Annotated in this window: 15 protein-coding genes and 1 pseudogene; 13 read left to right on the top strand and 3 right to left on the bottom strand. The window is 42.8% G+C overall.

What is annotated here, in order from left to right; translation table 11 throughout:
- Positions 1 to 3 precede the first annotated feature (3 nt).
- From AEQ18_RS08085 to AEQ18_RS08110, 6 genes and pseudogenes are all read left to right on the top strand, one after another.
- Positions 4 to 609, top strand: a complete 606-nt coding sequence (locus AEQ18_RS08085) for a metallophosphoesterase (protein ID WP_054115824.1) — start codon at positions 4 to 6, stop codon at positions 607 to 609.
- A gap of 206 nt (positions 610 to 815) precedes the next feature.
- A complete protein-coding gene (gene amaP, locus AEQ18_RS08090; protein WP_054115825.1) occupies positions 816 to 1,379 on the top strand; it encodes an alkaline shock response membrane anchor protein AmaP in 564 nt (187 codons plus the stop codon).
- A gap of 12 nt (positions 1,380 to 1,391) precedes the next feature.
- Positions 1,392 to 1,586: a DUF2273 domain-containing protein gene (locus AEQ18_RS08095; RefSeq protein ID WP_054115826.1), complete on the top strand. Its 195-nt coding sequence runs from the start codon at positions 1,392 to 1,394 to the stop codon at positions 1,584 to 1,586.
- A gap of 50 nt (positions 1,587 to 1,636) precedes the next feature.
- The gene (locus AEQ18_RS08100; RefSeq protein ID WP_054115827.1) at positions 1,637 to 2,158 is read left to right on the top strand and encodes an Asp23/Gls24 family envelope stress response protein; all 522 of its coding nucleotides are present in this window, start codon (positions 1,637 to 1,639) and stop codon (positions 2,156 to 2,158) included.
- A gap of 224 nt (positions 2,159 to 2,382) precedes the next feature.
- The gene (mnmA, locus tag AEQ18_RS08105) at positions 2,383 to 3,501 is read left to right on the top strand and encodes a tRNA 2-thiouridine(34) synthase MnmA (protein WP_054115828.1); all 1,119 of its coding nucleotides are present in this window, start codon (positions 2,383 to 2,385) and stop codon (positions 3,499 to 3,501) included.
- A gap of 182 nt (positions 3,502 to 3,683) precedes the next feature.
- A pseudogene (locus AEQ18_RS08110) lies at positions 3,684 to 4,215 on the top strand (PTS transporter subunit IIC); the annotation flags it as partial.
- Between the two features lie 303 nt (positions 4,216 to 4,518).
- On the opposite strand, the gene AEQ18_RS08120 reads toward AEQ18_RS08110, so the two are convergent.
- Positions 4,519 to 5,373 (bottom strand): AAA family ATPase, encoded by an 855-nt coding sequence (locus AEQ18_RS08120; protein ID WP_054115829.1) that lies wholly within the window; start codon positions 5,371 to 5,373, stop codon positions 4,519 to 4,521.
- A gap of 311 nt (positions 5,374 to 5,684) precedes the next feature.
- Here AEQ18_RS08120 and AEQ18_RS08125 point away from each other — a divergent pair, with 311 nt between their 5' ends.
- Together AEQ18_RS08125 and AEQ18_RS08130 are read left to right on the top strand one after the other, a co-directional pair.
- Positions 5,685 to 6,062, top strand: coding sequence for a DUF1033 family protein (locus AEQ18_RS08125; RefSeq protein WP_054115830.1), 378 nt, complete (start codon positions 5,685 to 5,687; stop codon positions 6,060 to 6,062).
- Positions 5,995 to 8,067, top strand: coding sequence for a DNA topoisomerase III (locus AEQ18_RS08130; RefSeq protein ID WP_054115831.1), 2,073 nt, complete (start codon positions 5,995 to 5,997; stop codon positions 8,065 to 8,067). The genes AEQ18_RS08125 and AEQ18_RS08130 overlap by 68 nt, the downstream gene beginning before the upstream one ends.
- Before the next feature lie 330 nt (positions 8,068 to 8,397).
- On the opposite strand, the gene AEQ18_RS08135 is transcribed toward AEQ18_RS08130, so the two are convergent.
- Positions 8,398 to 9,507, bottom strand: a complete 1,110-nt coding sequence (locus tag AEQ18_RS08135) for an ABC transporter ATP-binding protein (RefSeq protein ID WP_054115832.1) — start codon at positions 9,505 to 9,507, stop codon at positions 8,398 to 8,400.
- Positions 9,508 to 9,614: 107 nt separating this feature from the next.
- Entirely contained in the window at positions 9,615 to 10,445 is an 831-nt protein-coding gene (locus AEQ18_RS08140) for a helix-turn-helix domain-containing protein (RefSeq protein ID WP_235505510.1), read from the bottom strand.
- A 163-nt stretch (positions 10,446 to 10,608) separates the two neighbouring features.
- Here AEQ18_RS08140 and AEQ18_RS08145 point away from each other — a divergent pair, with 163 nt between their 5' ends.
- The 5 genes from AEQ18_RS08145 to AEQ18_RS08165 all read left to right on the top strand — a co-directional run bounded on the left by AEQ18_RS08145 (position 10,609) and on the right by AEQ18_RS08165 (position 17,986).
- Positions 10,609 to 11,715 (top strand): GntR family transcriptional regulator, encoded by a 1,107-nt coding sequence (locus tag AEQ18_RS08145; protein WP_082348625.1) that lies wholly within the window; start codon positions 10,609 to 10,611, stop codon positions 11,713 to 11,715.
- Between the two features lie 5 nt (positions 11,716 to 11,720).
- Entirely contained in the window at positions 11,721 to 13,316 is a 1,596-nt protein-coding gene (locus AEQ18_RS08150) for a xylulokinase (RefSeq protein ID WP_054115835.1), read from the top strand.
- Positions 13,317 to 13,335: 19 nt separating this feature from the next.
- Positions 13,336 to 14,034 carry an L-ribulose-5-phosphate 4-epimerase gene (locus AEQ18_RS08155; RefSeq protein WP_054115836.1) on the top strand — a complete coding sequence of 233 codons (699 nt, stop codon included), beginning with the start codon at positions 13,336 to 13,338 and terminating at the stop codon, positions 14,032 to 14,034.
- Positions 14,035 to 14,050: 16 nt separating this feature from the next.
- Positions 14,051 to 15,475, top strand: coding sequence for an L-arabinose isomerase (araA, locus tag AEQ18_RS08160; RefSeq protein WP_054115837.1), 1,425 nt, complete (start codon positions 14,051 to 14,053; stop codon positions 15,473 to 15,475).
- A 135-nt stretch (positions 15,476 to 15,610) separates the two neighbouring features.
- Positions 15,611 to 17,986 carry a phosphoketolase family protein gene (locus AEQ18_RS08165; RefSeq protein WP_054115838.1) on the top strand — a complete coding sequence of 792 codons (2,376 nt, stop codon included), beginning with the start codon at positions 15,611 to 15,613 and terminating at the stop codon, positions 17,984 to 17,986.
- Positions 17,987 to 18,006: the final 20 nt, after the last annotated feature.

Raw genomic sequence — 18,006 nt, forward strand, 5'->3', positions numbered from 1 at the left:
CAGATGAATTTTTTTATAGCTGATACACATTTTTTTCATGAAGCACTATTGGGAAACAATGATTTTGCCCCGCGGCCATTTGCAACTGTGACGCAAATGCACCAAGTGATGGTGGCAAGTTGGAACCAGGTGGTGAGGGAACAAGATACTGTGTATCATTTGGGAGATGTTGCGATGCATCCCGCTTATGAAAAAGGATTTCCTGAGGTGTTATCTGTACTCAAACAATTGCAAGGGAAGATTGTGTTTATCAAAGGCAATCATGATACCCGTGCATTTTTTCGTTATTTAAAAAACAATGATCCTGGTTTATCAGGACAAGCCAAATTTGCATTTGAAGATGTCGGTGCCTTGATCAAGTTCGATCATCAGCAGTTTTTGCTGACCCATTATCCAATGTTGCTGGGGATCACCAAAAACAGCCGAAACTTGCACGGTCATATCCATCACCATAGCGTACCGATCGCAGAAAATCTGAATGTCGGTGTCGATGCACCCGAACGCGCGTTTCTGACACACCCACGGCCATTCGGGCAGCCGATTTCCGAAAATGATCTTGCGGAAATGTATCAGCGGAAAAAAGAAGAACTAGAGAAACTTTCTCGCTGAGAATAACAATTTATTTGCGTTTTTGGCGCAGATGTTGGTGGAATGAATAGGAAAAGAACTCTTTGACAGCAAGGGCAATGAAAAATAATTGCTTTATTGCAGAAAAAAGCTGTATCTCAAAAAATAATCAATTTCAGGAGTTATTATTTGATGATCGATTGAGAAATGTGTATGCTTTAAGTAGCAAGAAGCAAAGGAGGTTGCCAATGCGTAAGATTTCTAAAGTGATTTTTGTTGTCGGATTGTTATTGTTATTGCTACTCTTTTTCTTTGGTATGGTTGCCACACAACAAGCAGTTCAATTGCCCTTTTATCTGATACCGCTAGCGGAATATCCTTGGATCGGCGCTTCCATGGAGATGTTCATCTTTTGGCTGTCAGCAGGCTTTGCTTGTTTTGCGCTCTTAGCGATTATCGTGGTCATCTTTTTTCCAAAACGTTCAGACCGCGTAGTCATCAAGCACAAAAATGGTCAATTGGTGATCCAAAAGAAAGCTTTAGAACATTTTATTGTTCAACAAGCAGAAGAAACGGCGTTCATTCATCAACCATCTGCGAAAATCAATATTGTTAAAAACAAAGTATCTGTCAAATTAGATGGTGAAATGAAGCAGACAGCTGATATACCACAAAAACAAGAACGTTTAGTGACCGCTATCAGTGCGAATTTACAACAGCTATTTGGTATTGAAAGCAACATCCAGACAGAGGTCATCTTGAAGGATGCTGAAATAAAACCCACACCGCATCAACAACCACGTGTGGTATAGGAGGAAAATGAGATGAATGAATGGTTCAGTCATTATAAAATTCCAACTATTTTTGCAGTGTTGGGTTTGATTCTAGCGATTCTCTTGATCACGATCGGCTTTTTGAAGACCTTGTTGCTATTGATATTCACTGCACTAGGCACATATCTGGGATTTTATCTAAAAGAAGTCGGTTTCTTTGAGCAATTTCAAAGACCGCAACGCTAAAATTTGGTACTATTATATTAATTTAAAGAAGATATTAGGAGGAATGTACGATGGAAAACCAAACAAAACCAACAACAACAGGTGTTAAAGGAGAATTAACTTACGAAGATAAAGTGATTCAAAAAATCGTAGGCATTGCACTAGAATCTGTAGAGGGTCTATTAACAGTAGATGGTGGCTTCTTCTCAAATATCGCCGGCAAATTAGTGAATACGGATGATGTCACTTCTGGTATCAACGTTGAAGTTGGGAAAAAACAAGTAGCTGTTGATTTAGATATCATTGCTGAATATGGCAGTGACATGACAACGATCTATGATCAAATCAAAGATGTTGTATCAACACAAGTCAATAAAATGACGAACTTAGATGTCATTGAAGTGAATGTGAATGTTGCGGATGTCAAAACCCGTGAACAATTCGAAAAAGATTCCGAAACAGTGCAAGATAAAGTCAGCAGTGCTGCTGAAACAACTGGCGACTTTGCTTCAAAACAAGGACGCAAAGCCAAAGGTGCCTTCAACAAAACAACGACTAAAATCCAAGAAAACAACGAACCACGGGTTCAATAATTTTATGAAGCGTGAACGACCAGTCACAAGACTGGTCGTTTTTTTTTATTTAACGCGCTTCTTAGACACAGGTATTTAAGAGATTCATTAAAGAATCAAAAAGATCAAAGAACTTATCGTGAAGTTTTTGGTATTTTGATGTATAATGCAAGATACTGAAAAGTTGCGACCTTCAAATCGTAGATGATTTCAGAATCTATAATTGAAATGATGGTGATTCAATCATGTCTAACGCAAACACCCGAGTGGTGGTTGGAATGAGCGGCGGGGTGGACTCGTCGGTAACAGCACTTTTGCTGAAAGAACAAGGGTATGATGTTGTCGGGATCTTTATGAAAAACTGGGACGATACCGATGAAAATGGCGTTTGTACCGCAACAGAAGATTATAAGGATGTAGCGAAAGTCGCTGCCCAAATTGGGATTCCTTACTATTCTGTCAATTTCGAAAAAGAATATTGGGACCGCGTGTTTGAATACTTCTTAGCAGAATATCGCGCAGGACGGACTCCGAATCCAGATGTGATGTGTAATAAAGAAATCAAATTCAAAGCCTTTTTGGATTATGCAATGGATTTGGGTGCAGACTACGTGGCGACTGGACACTACGCACAAGTAACGGTTGATGCAGATGGCACAACGCATATGTTGCGGGGTGTTGACAATAACAAAGATCAAACGTATTTCTTAAGTCAATTGTCACAAGCACAATTAAGCAAAACCATGTTTCCTTTAGGCGGCATGGAAAAATCAGAAGTCCGCGCAATTGCGGAACGTGCTGGTTTGGCTACTGCCAAGAAGAAAGATTCAACTGGCGTGTGTTTTATTGGCGAAAAGAATTTCAAACAATTTTTAAGTAATTATTTGCCTGCAAAAAAAGGCAATATGGTGACCTTAGACGGTGAAGTCAAGGGCCAACATGATGGCTTGATGTATTATACGATCGGTCAAAGACAAGGTCTAGGAATCGGCGGCGGCGGTGCGACCCAAGAACCATGGTTTGTGGTTGGCAAAGATTTAGCCACCAACACATTGTACGTTGGTCAAGGTTTCCACCATCCAGCATTGTATGCTGATCGGTTAGAAGCCAGTCAAATCCATTTCACAACAGCTGAAGATCGTGGCACGACGTTCAAATGTACAGCGAAATTCCGCTATCGTCAACAAGATGTACCGGTGACGGTCCATTTATTAGATGGTGATCGTGCAGAAGTGGTTTTTGACGAACCTGTACGGGCAATCACGCCTGGACAAGCAGTTGTCTTTTATGATGACATGGAATGTTTAGGCGGCGGATTGATCGATGCCGCTTATCAAGAAGCCAAAGAATTGCAATACGTTTAACCACTAACAAAATCAGCCCTAGCTAAGAACACTGAACCAATCAGTTGCACTTAGCTAGGGCTTTCTTTATTTGTACCAACGAATGTTTTGCGTAATCAAGAGAACCAAAAAAATAGGTAGCCGTTTATTCTTTGATCTTGAAAAGGTTGATCTTTTCGCTAAATGCAGCGACTTGTGAAGGAGCGATCGTACAGGTTATCTTGGAATTCAAGATGGGGGATATGTTCCAACGCCACATTGAGGATTTGACAGATATTTCTCTAGTAATAGTGACCTACTTGATGAATATTTCAGCAGTGCTTTTATTACCGATCAATGTGATTATGGATGATTTAATCGACGTGCCGATACCAAAGCCCTAAAAAAGAACATCGGTATCTTCTCTGAAAATTCAGTGATGGCTTTCTCATTGGCTTGGGATTGGGATTAGCCACAGCTTATGGGGTGTTAGATCCATTGGATTTAGCTATTCAAATCGCGACTGCAATGGCGTTGTTCCCAACGAGCTCAAAAATGTTTATGCAGTCCCTTTCACCACTTGCTGCTGCAATGTTGGAAATGATGAAAAATCGCTTCAAAAATCGGGAAGTTTATATGGGGTTAGATTGGCCCGTATTAGCTGGTCGCTCTGAGATTTGGGTCACTGCTATCTGGTTGGTACCTGTCTTTATTGGCTATGCCATCATCTTACCGGGAAATGCTGTTTTGTCGTTAGTGTTGTAAGGGAGCGCTTCATCAAACTCAGGTCGTTTCAAGTCAAATCAATCATCTTGCCTTAGCCGTACTATTTGGTTTAGCAGGGTATTTGATTGTTTTAAAAAGTTCTACTTTTTGTCCTCTCAGATTGCGGGGCATTCCGATCAGTATAATCAAGCAGAAGTCAAGTGGGGCAAAATTGCGGGAGTTGTCGCCATCTTTGTTACGCTGATCAATTTGATTTTGGTCTTTGTGTGAGTGCGGCGGAAAAAAAGCCGCCAAAAGAAATCTTTGACGGAAAATGGTTTGCTTTGGTCATGATTAATCATCAAATTCGACTTGGTGTGCTTGAAAAAAGCGGTAATACTGCTGGACACTGGCTAACTGGGTCCACTTCCGCACATCGACGGGCGTTTGATCTAAGTCATAGATTTTGGCTTCCTTTAAAGATAAAACGAAAGGACTATGAGTAGCAATAATGAATTGGCACTGCTCATAGCGAACAAAATCTTCTAGTAACTGCACCAGTTCCAGCTGACGCTCAGCAGAAAGGGAATTTTCTGGTTCATCTAATAAGTAAAGGCTGTTGGGACGAATCTTTTCTTGAAAGAAGCGAAAGGCACTTTCACCATTGGAATATTCTCGGACGTTGTCGATCAAGTGCTTGCGGGTGAATTTGGACTGTGTGTTGGATCGTGCGAGATTGATTTTCTTCAATTCATGGTAATCGTCAAAACCTGTGAAACGAAAGTCCGCATACTTTGCTTGGTAGTATTCTTGAAATACTTCTTCTCGGCGATGATCGATCCCTTGATTTAAGTTTCGAATATCCAGCATGAAGTCAAAGACGTCATCGCTGGTCAAAAGCACTTTTTCTTGCGGTTCGTCGTTGCTACGAGTAGAACAGTAGGATAAGTAGTCCTCGAAAAAATTCGACCGATTATACGCAGCAAAGCGCTGCGCGTGGATCTTTTCGGCAATTACGTTCAATGCAGTGGTTTTTCCAGAACCATTGCCGCCATATAAAATCGTGATTGGTTCAAAATCAATCTGCTGAAAACGGCGGGCACTGAGAATCTGAAAAGGGTAGTAAGAATCATAGACAGTCCGTTGAATGGAAAGGAAAAAATCAAACTCGGCTTCTTGATCGGGAAAAGTGATTTGTTCGAGATACATGGAGCACCTCCTGACAGTTTCGTGGTTGCCTTTATTGTAGCATATCCATCATAGATAAAAATTTTTGCGAAGTTAAAATAAATCTTGTTTGGTTTTTTTTTATTCTTTTTCTGTTATATTCACATTCGTTTTCTTCTATGCTAGACTATAGAGGAAAGAAAATAACTGTAATCTTAAACGGATCATTTTATATTAAAAAAAACGATGATTTTATAAATGTTTTAAAGAGTGCTTAATTGTTGAAACTTATTTCTTGCAAGTTTAGGTAAAAGTGACTAATATGAGTAAGGAATCGTGAGAGGAGCAATGGAATGTATCAAGTTGTAGTCATGTATGGTGACAATGAGCCGTGGTGGTTTTTTGAGGGATGGCAGTCAGATATTCAAGAGGCGTTCACATTTGCAACCTTTAGCGAAGCCAAGTCATTTTATGAAAATAAATGGCAAGAAATTAGAAATGATTATTCTTACATAAATGCAAAATCAAACTTTATGACGGCTTTTTGGAATGAAGAAGATGAGCGCTGGTGCGAAGAATGCGACGATTACCTTCAACAATACATTGGGTTAGCACTACTCAAAGAATATCAACAAGTCGTCGACGAAAGCGAGAAAGATTTTTATGAAACAACTAATTCTAGCGGAAAAGCCAAGCGTTGCCAAAGACCTCAGCAAAGTATTGGGCTGTGAGCAAAAACATAAAAACTATTACGAAGGACCCAAGGTAATTGTCACTTGGGCCCTTGGTCATTTATTGGGCTTGAAAATGCCTGAAGATTTAAATAAAGACTGGGCCAACTGGCAGCTGGAGACTTTGCCAATGATTCCCAAAAATATCGGTATCAAACCGTTGCCGAAGACAGGTCAGCAATTAAAAGCGATCAAACAGCTGGCACAGCGTAAAGACGTATCAGAAGTCGTTATCGCTACCGATGCTGGTCGAGAAGGCGAGTTGGTGGCACGTTGGATCCTTGAATGGGTACGTTTTGATAAACCAGTTAAGCGGTTATGGATCTCTTCCCAGACACCCAAAGCAATCAAAGATGGTTTTGCCAAGCTGCAGCCAGCCCGAAACTATGATAATCTTTACCATTCGGCACTTGCACGGGCAAAAGCGGACTGGTTGATAGGTCTAAACGTGACAAGAGCATTAACAGTCAAATACCAAGACAATTTGAGTGCAGGTCGTGTCCAGACACCGACCTTAGCTTTGGTGCGGGATCAAGAAATGAACATTGAAGGGTTCCGTCCGCAAACCTACCATGTGATTACCTTGACTGCAGGGGATGCGAAAGCAAAACTGCACTTAAAAAATCCATATCAACTGAAAGAACGGACGGATGCGGAAGCATTGGTCAAATCGATGAGTCAGCAGAACGGTCGCGTGACAGCCATCGAAGAAAAAATCAAAACAGAGTCTGCACCATTACCCTATGATTTGACAGAAATCCAGAGAGAAGCCAACCAACGGTTCGATTTTTCTGCGAAAAAGACCTTATCTTTGGTTCAAAGCTTATATGAAGTTCACAAAATCGTGACATATCCTCGGACAGATTCAAAATATTTAACCAATGATATGAAAGCGACGATGAAAGAACGGCTGCAAGCTGTGGCGGATTTTGCACCAGAAGTCAAAGGGTATATCAAGAATGGGGCAGTTGTCCAGCAGCAAGCGGTTTTCAATGACAAAAAAGTCAGTGATCACCATGCCTTATTGCCGACAGAACAACGGGCACGTTATGAAAAGCTATCTAACGACGAGCAACGGATCTATCAAATGATCGTGGCACGTTTCTTGATGCTCTTCGCTAAACCCCACAAGAAACAACAACAGAAAGTGACCGTTTCTTTTGGCCAGGAAAAATTTGTCTTTACCCACAATACGATCATAGAGGCTGGTTGGAAAACAACAGGCGATGATGAAACGCAAGCAATGACTTGGCAAAAGGATAGTGCCGTCAAACCAGTATTTACGATTCAAAAAGAACTGACGACACCGCCAAAACCATTAAATGAAGGTACACTGCTTGGCAAGATGGAGAAACATAGTTTAGGCACACCAGCTACGAGAGCTGAGATCATTGAAAAATTGATCAAATCAGAATTGATGGAACGGACACCAAGTGGATTGCAAGTATCACCTAAAGGCAAACAATTGTTGATTTTGGTCAATCCTTCATTGGTGACCCCCGAACTAACAGAAAAATGGGAGAAAGAATTAGAGGCGATTGCGAAAGGCAGTTATTCCGCCCAAACCTTCCTTGCCCAAATTGAAGCGGACACCAAACAATTGGTCAAAGAAATCAAACAAAGTGAAAGCAAATACCAAGACTTTTCTTTGACCCAAAAAAAATGTCCAGAATGTGGCGAACCATTGCGGGAAAAGAGTACCCGTGACGGGAAAATTTATGTGTGTTCAAGCAGTACGTGCAAATACCGGCGTCGGAAAGATCCGAAAGTATCGAATCATCGTTGTCCGCAATGTCATCGTAAGATGGAAATCATTGATGGACAAAAAGGCGCTTATTTTCGTTGCAAGTTTGATGGAACAACAGAGAAAATGGCAGACAAAAAAGAGCGCAGCAAAAAAATAACTAAACATGAAGAACGACGTTTGATGAATAAAATCAACCAAGATGAGCCGCAAGAAAGTCCATTGGCAGCCGCATTGAAAGCGGCAATGGAGAAAAAATAGCGATTCATGCCTAAGGCAAAAAAACCCTCAAAAACATTTTTTTTGAGGGTTTTTTTGCTTATAGCGGAGGCAACCGCAATTTGAAAAGAGCCAGTGATTGTTTGTACCGAAACATATTGTTTCCATTATGCTGGAAGGATTCTTTTTGAGCACACAGCTGTTTTGTGTGTATAGTCGCGATTCAAATCAGATGAATCAAACAAGTACCCAAAAAGAGACAGCCATCAGACTGTCTCTTTTTGGGGGATACAAATAAGGAATAAAAGTGGATATTAGTTAAATGCGACTGCCTAGGGGGCAAATCCGAGAACAGTGCACGGTAACTACAGATTAAGGTAAAGTGATGACATTTTCTGAATCTTTATCAAAGAAATGTGCTTTGTTGATATTGAAAGCCAAATCAACTGTTTCTCCTGGGCGATGGAAATCCCGGGCATCTACTTTGGAAATAAATTCAGTGGCACCAACTCTTGTATAAAGCATTGTTTCAGCACCAAGTAATTCTGATACAACGACTTCGGCACGAACAGTTGCTTCTGGAGAAGTTTCTAATGCGATTTGCTCGCTATGGATATCTTCGGGACGAATACCAAATACCAATTCTTTGCCTTCGTAGCCTTTTTCAACGAGTACTTTGTTTTTCCCTTCAGGAATGCGCAAGTTCAAGCTTTGGCCATCTGAGATCACGCCGTTTTTCAATGTTACATTGAAGAAGTTCATGGCAGGTGAACCGATAAAGCCGGCTACAAACATATTTTTTGGTGTGTTGTAAACTTCTTTTGGTGAACCAATTTGTTGGATAAAACCGTCTTTCATGATAACGATCCGGTCAGCCATGGTCATCGCTTCTGTTTGGTCATGGGTTACGTAGATCGTTGTTGTTTCTAAACGTTGGTGCAGTTTAGCGATTTCAGCACGCATGGCTACACGCAGTTTTGCATCCAAGTTAGATAAAGGCTCATCCATCAAGAAGACTTTTGCATCACGGACGATTGCACGACCTAGTGCGACCCGCTGACGTTGTCCACCTGAAAGGGCAGCCGGTTTGCGGTCTAAGTATTCAGTCAAACCTAAGATCTCAGCTGCATTTTCAACACGTTTTTTGATTTCTTCTTTGTCATATTTACGCAATTTCAAACCGAAGGCCATATTGTTGAATACAGTCATGTGGGGATACAACGCGTAGTTCTGGAATACCATGGCAATATCGCGGTCTTTAGGCGCTACATCATTCATGACTTTGCCGCCGATGCTTAATTCACCTTCAGAAATATCTTCTAATCCGGCGATCATTCGAAGTGTTGTTGATTTACCACAACCGGAAGGTCCAACAAAGACGATAAATTCGCGATCCGCGATATCTAAGTTAAAATCTGTTACAGAATAGGTATCATTGTTGTCATATTTTTTGTGAATATTCTTTAAGGCCATTTCTACCATTCGGATTACCTCTTTCGATTTAGTTTACATGCTTATCATAAATGAAAACGCTTCGATTGGACAACGTAAAGATGCACAAGAAAAAAGCGTTTTCTTGTGCATGTTGTTTAGTCTGTGTGTGTGGAAAAAGTTTGGCATAAAAAATAGCCTAGCAGCAGGTCGTCCATGATTTTAAGATTCAAATTTGTAGCTGTTTGAAATTTGTCGATCTTATATAGCAAGGAGTTCCGATGCATAAACAGCGCTTTGGCGGTCGAGCTGGCATTTCCTTGATGTTGCCATAATGCACGAATAATCGTTTCTGTTTCTTCTTCGAACCAATCTAAATAAAGCGTTCGAAGCAAAGCGAGATAAGGCTTCGCCCCAGAAATGAATAGTGTGGACAACCCAGTCGGCAAGTCCAAACTCTTTTGATGTTTGCGTAATTGCAAGACTTCATAGTAAAAAGTAGCTTCTTCTTCCCATAATTGCGTAAAATCATGTTCCGAACGATGGAACGGACCTACAAACAATTGAGAATAGCAATCGAAATCCATATCTAGGGCGACAAATAAGCCATCCAAATCTTCAACACGCAGATTTTCCCCGCTATGGGCCTCGACAATGACCGCTTGGTTATCATAAATAAAGAACAAATCAACAACAGCGGGCAACATTTGTTGAATCTCCGCCAGCCATTCCGACTGCAGCCCATCTATGACTTTGGTGAAATGAACGTGGATAAAACGATACATATTTGGTGAAGAGACAGGCTGATGGTCAAATAAAATCGGGTACCATGGATGTGCTTGATGGTCGATATTTTTTTGGCGGTCACCTTCTCGCATCTGAAACAAAAGCAACTCTTTCTTGCTTAATGTTTCCTTGGGAATCCAGATAAATTGTCGTCCAAACGGGACAGACAGTAGCCCTTGATCATTGGATGCAGATGGATGCAACGTGGCTTCTGGAAAATGATGTTTGATTTCTTGAAATGAATTGATAGTGGAAAACCTCCTTTAGTCAACAGAGTTTGATTCTAGTATAGCATGTTCTTCCATCGAGTTTACAACTATTTATAGAAATAAAGGTTGACAAGAAAGCGCCTTCTTGATATCGTATATGTACGGACAACTTTTGAAAGATGTGATATTAATGGCGAATAAGTACGAACAACTTGCGGATATTTTACGAGAGCAAATTCGATTGGGTACGTATCAAGAAGGGGATGCAATCCCTACTGAAGCTGCATTGCAAGAAGCGTTTCAATTTAGCCGCCACACCGTGCGGCAAGCAATTGCTGTGTTGGTCAACGAGGGCTATTTACGAAAAGAACGAGGATCGGGTACATATGTATCAATACCTATGACTCAGAATCAGTCCAGTCGCAAAACGATTGGCATCATGATGACGTATTTGTCGGATTACATTTTTCCGTCAATCATGCGTGGCGTGGAACAAACATTGAGAGAACAAGGGTATTCCTTGTTGCTGGGATCGACCAATAATGACCATGTACAAGAGCGTGCATGTTTGCAGCAAATGATCGATCAAGGCGTGGATGGCTTGATTATAGAACCAACAAAAAGTAACCAATACAATCCTAATTTGGCCTATTACGCAGCTTTGAAAGAAAAAGGGATACCTGTGGTGATGATCAATGCCTACTATGAAGAATTAGACTTACCGCATATTTGTGTCAATGATACAAAGTCTGGCTTTTTGGCCGCAAATCATTTGTTGCAAGGTGGCCACACACGATTGATGATGGTCACGAAAATCGATGATCTACAAGGGAAATATCGTTTGAAAGGTTTCGTTAAAGCATTGACCAATGCCAAATGTTCCTTTTCATCTGAGGATGTATTGACCTATACAACAGAAACGAAAGAAGCCGTGATCAAGCAAGCAGTCGATCAATTGATCCATGAAGAGAATCAAATCACAGGGATCGTCTGCTATAACGATGAGATCGCGCAACAGATGATCCAAGCACTGACAGCAGCTGGAAAGTCTGTGCCAGAAGATATATCGATCATTGGCAATGACGATTCTCCTTTAAGTACACTTGCCGTCCCAACGATCACCACGTTGACGCATCCGAAAGAAGCGATGGGACAATTGGCTGCCCAATGGGTCATTACTGGCAAAACCGCGGAGACAGACGCGTTTTATTTTGAACCGGACTTGATCGTCCGTGATTCAGCAATCAATCATAAAGGAGTGTAATTTTGATGACGGATCATATGCAGCAAGCCATCAAAGAGGGCCGGACATCGTTAGGGATCGAGTTAGGGTCGACACGTATCAAAGCAGTGTTGATCGATGATCAGTTTCAAACGATTGCTTCTGGTAGTTTTGAGTGGGAGAACCAATTGGCAGAGGGAATCTGGACGTACAGCATGGATGCTGTATGGCAAGGGATTCAAGCAAGTTATCAGACGTTGCGTCAAGCTGTCCAAGACAAATACGATCTTACATTGACCAAAATCGGTACGATCGGCTTTTCAGCAATGATGCATGGTTATTTGGCTTTTGATGCACAAGATCAACTATTGGTACCTTTTCGGACATGGCGCAATGCAATCACGGAAGAAGCAGAACAGCAGCTAACGGCATTATTTCAATACAATATTCCGCAACGATGGAGTATTGCGCATCTCTATCAAGCCGTGCTGAATCATGAGGACCATGTTGCAGATGTGGCTTTTTTCACCACCTTGGCAGGGTATGTGCATTGGCAATTGACCGGTGAGAAGGTCATTGGTATCGGGGATGCTTCAGGGATGTTTCCGATCGATAGTCAGACGAAAGATTTTGATGCCTCAAAAATCGCCCAATTTGATGCCCAAATTGACGGACAGGCGTATCCATGGCACCTAAAAGAGATTTTGCCGCAAGTTCTTGTGGCCGGCAGTCCAGCCGGCAGCTTAACGGCTGCGGGGGCTTTACGATTGGATCCTTCCGGTAATTTGGCAGCTGGCATTCCCCTATGCCCTCCAGAAGGAGATGCAGGTACTGGGATGGTGGCAACAAATAGTGTGGCACCCAAAACAGGAAATGTATCCGCAGGCACATCAGCATTTGCAATGATCGTGTTAGAAGAACCATTGAAACAGGTCCATCCAGAAATCGATATGGTCACTACGCCAGCGGGTGATTTAGTGGCGATGGTCCACACCAACAACTGTACCTCTGAAATCAATGCCTGGGTCAAACTATTCAAAGAATTTACGACAGCGGCTGGTATGGATCAGTCAGTTGAAGACATTTTTTCTCTCTTATTCAATGAAGCAATCAAAGGGGATCCGTCTTGTGGCGGTTTACTCTCTTATGGATATTATTCCGGAGAAAACATTACTAAGATAGCAGCAGGGCGTCCACTTTTTGTCCGTACGCCTGAGAGCGCCTTCACGTTGCCGAACTTTATGCGGATGCATCTTTACAGTGCTTTTGGTGCCATGAAAATTGGCATGAAGATCCTTGAGGCTGAAGCGGTAACGATTGAACGAATCGTGGGGCATGGGGGCATTTTCAAAACGCCTGAGGTCGCGCAACGCATTCTGGCTGCAGCCATGGAAGCACCAGTCACTGTCATGGAAACAGCAGGTGAAGGGGGCGCGTGGGGAATTGCGATCCTTGCAGAATACCTCAGACGCCAGTCCGAAAACCAGACCCTTGATGCATTTCTGAATGAAATCGTTTTCCGAGGAGATACAGGCACAACATTGGCGCCATTGCCAGCTGATATTGAAGGATTTGACACATTTGTGGCGCGCTATCAAGCTGGATTGCCAATCGAACAAGCAGCGATCGATTATTTGAAATAAGAGAAAGAAGGCGAGATATGTGTTAGAACAGCTCAAAGAAGAAGTGTTTCAAGCCAATTTAGATCTGCCAAAACACGGATTGATCAAATACACGTGGGGCAATGTATCAGCTGTGGATCGCGAACGGGAACTCTTTGTGATCAAGCCCAGTGGTGTCGACTATGAAACCATGCAAGCAAGTGACATGGTCGTTTGTGACTTTGAAGGAAAGATTGTGGAAGGTCAGATGAATCCCTCTTCTGATACACCGACCCATGCTGTTTTATACAAAGCATTTCCAGAGATCGGCGGTATTGTCCACACCCATTCCACATGGGCAACCAGTTGGGCGCAAGCCGGGATCGATTTGCCGGCCATGGGCACGACCCATGCAGATACGTTTTATGGCGCAGTGCCATGTGCACGATTTTTGACGCAAAAAGAAATTGATGATGGCTACGAGGCTAAAACCGGTCATGTGATTGTGGAAACCTTTAAAGAACGAGGCATCCAACCATTAGAGATTCCGGGTGTCTTATTGCATGGACATGGCCCTTTTACTTGGGGCAAAGATGCTGACTCCGCTGTGATGCATGCTGTCGTCTTGGAAGAAGTAGCCAAAATGAATGTCATAACCAGACAGCTGAACAGCTACGCCACTGAGCTGCCGCAACGGATCTTGGATAAACATTATTTAAGAAAACACGGAAAAGATGCCTATTATGGGCAAAATAATTAAAAAGGAGCAACTCACAATGTTAGAAATCGGAAAAAAAGAATTTTGGTTTGTCGTAGGCTCGCAGCATTTATATGGAGAAGAAGCGTTAAATGAGGTCAAAGCCCACGCCGATGAAATGGTTCAACACTTAAATGATAGCGGTAACTTGCCATATCCAGTCGTATTGCAAGAACTGGCCGTAACACCAGATACCATCACGAAGATCATGAAAGAAGTCAACTATCGGGATGAAGTTGCGGGAGTGATCACCTGGATGCATACTTTTTCGCCTGCGAAAATGTGGATTCGCGGGACCAAATTATTGCAAAAACCCTTGCTCCATTTAGCAACACAGTACAATGAAAGTATTCCATGGGCAACCATCGACATGGATTTTATGAACTTGAATCAAGCGGCCCATGGTGACCGAGAATATGGCTTCATCAACGCTCGATTGAATAAGCAAAATAAGATCGTTGTTGGCTATTGGAAAAATGAGAAAATCCAAAAAGAAATCGCTGCTTGGATGGATACTGCGGTTGCCTATAACGAAAGTTTCCAAATCAAAGTCGCACGTTTCGGTGACAATATGCGTAATGTTGGTGTGACAGAAGGAGATAAAGTAGAAGCGCAAATCCAATTTGGTTGGACTGTCGATTATTTTGGCATAGGAGATTTGGTCCAATATATTGATGCAGTAACAGAGGACGAAGTCGCTGCACTATTCACGGAGTATCGTGACTTATATGACTTCGACTATGGTGAATATGACCATCAAAAATGGGAAGACCATGTCAAAGTCCAAGCCAAACAAGAAATCGGCTTACGGCGGTTTTTAGAAGCTGGGGGCTATACAGCGTTCACAACCAACTTTGAAGACCTTTATGGCATGCAGCAGTTGCCGGGATTAGCTGTCCAACGGTTGATGGCAGAAGGCTATGGCTTCGCAGGAGAAGGTGACTGGAAAACGGCCGCGATTGATCGCTTAATGAAAATCATGGCCCATAATCAAGCAACTGGATTTATGGAAGATTATACGTATGAATTAGCAGAAGGCAAAGAAGCAATCCTGCAATCCCATATGATGGAAGTCGACCCAGTTTTGGCTGCTAATAAGCCTAAAATCGTTGTTTCCCCGTTATCGATGGGTGATCGTGAAGACCCAGCTCGATTGGTCTTCGATGGCCAAGGCGGTGCAGGGGTAGTGGTATCGATGGCTGACTTTGGTACCCATTATAAATTATTGATCAATGAAGTCGATGCCTTCGAACCCACAGAAGAGGCACCAAAATTACCGGTAGCTCGGATCATGTGGACACCGCGGCCAAACTTCCATGAAGGCGTCAAACAATGGATCGAAACAGGTGGTGGACATCATACTGTCGTATCTCTTGCTTTGACAGCTGACCAAATCGAAACATGGGCGAAACTCGTTGGATTGGAATTTGTGACCATCAAATAACCTGTACACTGGCAAAATTTTTGCCAGTGTTTTTTTGTGTTTCATTAGGCTTAAGCAATCAGCAAAATTGACTTTTATTTTCCCCGCGCATAGACTTTTATATATCAAGTACAGGTAGGATGAAGGAGGAGCAACATGACGAATCAATATGAAACAAAAGAATATTTTTCTAAAATGAATGCGTGGTGGCGTGCGGCGAATTATCTGTCTGTAGGTCAAATTTATCTGAAAGACAATCCATTATTACGTAGACCAATCGAAGAAAAGGACTTAAAAGTCCATCCGATCGGTCACTGGGGTACGATTGCTGGTCAAAACTTCATTTACACGCATTTGAACCGGGTCATCAACAAATATGATTTGAATATGTTTTATATCGAAGGTCCTGGGCATGGTGGACAAGTAATGGTGTCCAATGCCTATCTTGATGGAAGCTATACGGAAATTTATCCGCAGGCGACCCAAGATGAAGCAGGGATGCAGCATTTATTCAAGATCTTTTCTTTTCCTGGCGGGATTGCTTCCCATGCAGCACCAGAAACACCTGGCTCGATCCATGAAGGTGGCGAATTAGGATACTCGATTTCTCATGGCGTTGGTGCGATATTAGACAATCCAGAAGTAATCGCTGCAGTCGTGGTCGGTGATGGAGAAGCTGAAACCGGTCCGTTAGCGGGCAGCTGGTTCTCAAATACCTTTATCAACCCAGTCAATGATGGCGCCGTGTTGCCGATCTTGCATTTGAATGGGGCGAAAATCTCTAATCCAACGATCTTAGCCCGCAAGAGTGATGCAGAGTTAACCCAATATTTTGCAGGTATGGGCTGGACGCCCTACTTTGTGGAAGGCGATGATCCTGAGATCATTCATCCGCAAATGGCACAACAAATGGACAAAGCCATCGAGTCCATCAAAGACATTCAACGAAAAGCACGACAACACCCTGCTGATCAATCTGAAATGCCGAAATGGCCGGTATTGATCCTGCGGACGCCTAAAGGGTGGACCGGACCGAAAGTGTGGGATGGCGAGCCTATCGAAGGCGGTTTCCGTGCCCATCAAGTGCCGATCCCTGTAGATGCGCACCATATGGCACATGTCGATGTCTTAACTGATTGGCTGCAATCTTATGGGCCGGATGACCTGTTTGACACCCACGGCAGGCTCAAAGCAGAGATCCAGGCGTTGGCGCCTCAAGACACCCAGCGCATGGCGCTTCATCCAATCACCAATGGCGGCATTGATCCGCAGCCGTTACACTTGCCAAAGTGGCAAGCTCATGCGATTGACGTAGATACACCAGGGGCAGTCACCGCACAAGATATGATGGTTTTTGGGAAATTTGCCAGAGATATCATCACTGAAAATCCAACTAATTTCCGCATTTTCGGCCCAGATGAAGCCAAATCTAATCGGTTGAATCATGTATTTGATGTGACGAATCGCCAATGGTTAGAAGCCAAACATCCTGATTACGATGAATGGCTGTCTTCTGTGGGACGGGTCATTGATTCTCAATTGTCTGAACATCAAGCAGAAGGCTTCCTTGAGGGCTATGTACTGACTGGCAGACACGGGTTCTTTGCGAGTTACGAATCTTTCTTGCGGGTGGTGGACTCGATGATCACCCAGCATTTCAAATGGTTGCGCAAAGCCAATGATTTGGCCTGGCGCAAGCCATATCCGTCTTTAAATTTGATTGCTTCATCAACGGTTTTCCAACAAGACCACAATGGCTACACCCATCAAGATCCAGGAATTATGACCCATATCGCTGAGAAGAAAGCGGCCTTTGTCCGTGTGTACTTGCCAGCTGATGCCAATAGTTTGATGGCAGTCATGGACAAGACATTGCAGTCGCAAAACCAAATCAACTTGGTGGTATCTTCCAAACATCCGCGTCCGCAATTTTATTCAGCAGAAGAAGCGGAAGCATTGGCCAATGATGGGTTGAAAATCATTGATTGGGCCTCAACCGATCATGGTCAAGAACCAGATATCGTGATCGCAGCTGCAGGAACAGAGCCTAATTTAGAAGCGTTGGCTACTGTATCCATACTGATCAAGGCGTTTCCAGATTTGAAAATCCGGTTTATCAATGTGGTCGATCTGCTGAAATTGCGTCGTCCTGAAGTGGATGAACGCGGGTTGAGTGATGCCGCATTTGAGTCATACTTTACAAAGGACAAACCGATTTTATTCGCCTTCCATGGGTATGAAGGATTGATCAGAGATATTTTCTTTGGTCGGCAAAATCAGCAGATTCATATCCATGGCTATCGTGAAAATGGAGACATCACGACGCCTTTTGACATGCGGATCTTGTCTGAATTGGATCGATTCCATTTAGCCAAAGATGCGGCGGAATGGGTCTATGGCGCAGACGCTGCTGATTTTGCACAAAAAATGGATGATACTGTGCACGATCATCATGACTTTATTCGAGAAAACGGATATGATATTGCGGAAGTGGAAGAATGGACCTGGCAACCATTGCCAGAGTCTAATTAATGAAAATGAGCACGGCCTTT

Source organism: Enterococcus sp. RIT-PI-f (assembly GCF_001297065.1).
GTDB lineage: Bacteria > Bacillota > Bacilli > Lactobacillales > Enterococcaceae > Enterococcus_D.

Bases quoted from the DNA above. Each gene is read 5' to 3' on its own strand.
- AEQ18_RS08085 (WP_054115824.1), top strand. From the start codon at position 4: ATGAATTTTTTTATAGCTGATACACATTTTTTTCATGAAGCACTATTG.
- amaP (WP_054115825.1), top strand. From the start codon at position 816: ATGCGTAAGATTTCTAAAGTGATTTTTGTTGTCGGATTGTTATTGTTA.
- AEQ18_RS08095 (WP_054115826.1), top strand. From the start codon at position 1,392: ATGAATGAATGGTTCAGTCATTATAAAATTCCAACTATTTTTGCAGTG.
- AEQ18_RS08100 (WP_054115827.1), top strand. From the start codon at position 1,637: ATGGAAAACCAAACAAAACCAACAACAACAGGTGTTAAAGGAGAATTA.
- mnmA (WP_054115828.1), top strand. From the start codon at position 2,383: ATGTCTAACGCAAACACCCGAGTGGTGGTTGGAATGAGCGGCGGGGTG.
- AEQ18_RS08120 (WP_054115829.1), bottom strand. From the start codon at position 5,373: ATGTATCTCGAACAAATCACTTTTCCCGATCAAGAAGCCGAGTTTGAT.
- AEQ18_RS08125 (WP_054115830.1), top strand. From the start codon at position 5,685: ATGTATCAAGTTGTAGTCATGTATGGTGACAATGAGCCGTGGTGGTTT.
- AEQ18_RS08130 (WP_054115831.1), top strand. From the start codon at position 5,995: ATGAAACAACTAATTCTAGCGGAAAAGCCAAGCGTTGCCAAAGACCTC.
- AEQ18_RS08135 (WP_054115832.1), bottom strand. From the start codon at position 9,507: ATGGTAGAAATGGCCTTAAAGAATATTCACAAAAAATATGACAACAAT.
- AEQ18_RS08145 (WP_082348625.1), top strand. From the start codon at position 10,609: ATGTACGGACAACTTTTGAAAGATGTGATATTAATGGCGAATAAGTAC.
- AEQ18_RS08150 (WP_054115835.1), top strand. From the start codon at position 11,721: ATGACGGATCATATGCAGCAAGCCATCAAAGAGGGCCGGACATCGTTA.
- araA (WP_054115837.1), top strand. From the start codon at position 14,051: ATGTTAGAAATCGGAAAAAAAGAATTTTGGTTTGTCGTAGGCTCGCAG.
- AEQ18_RS08165 (WP_054115838.1), top strand. From the start codon at position 15,611: ATGACGAATCAATATGAAACAAAAGAATATTTTTCTAAAATGAATGCG.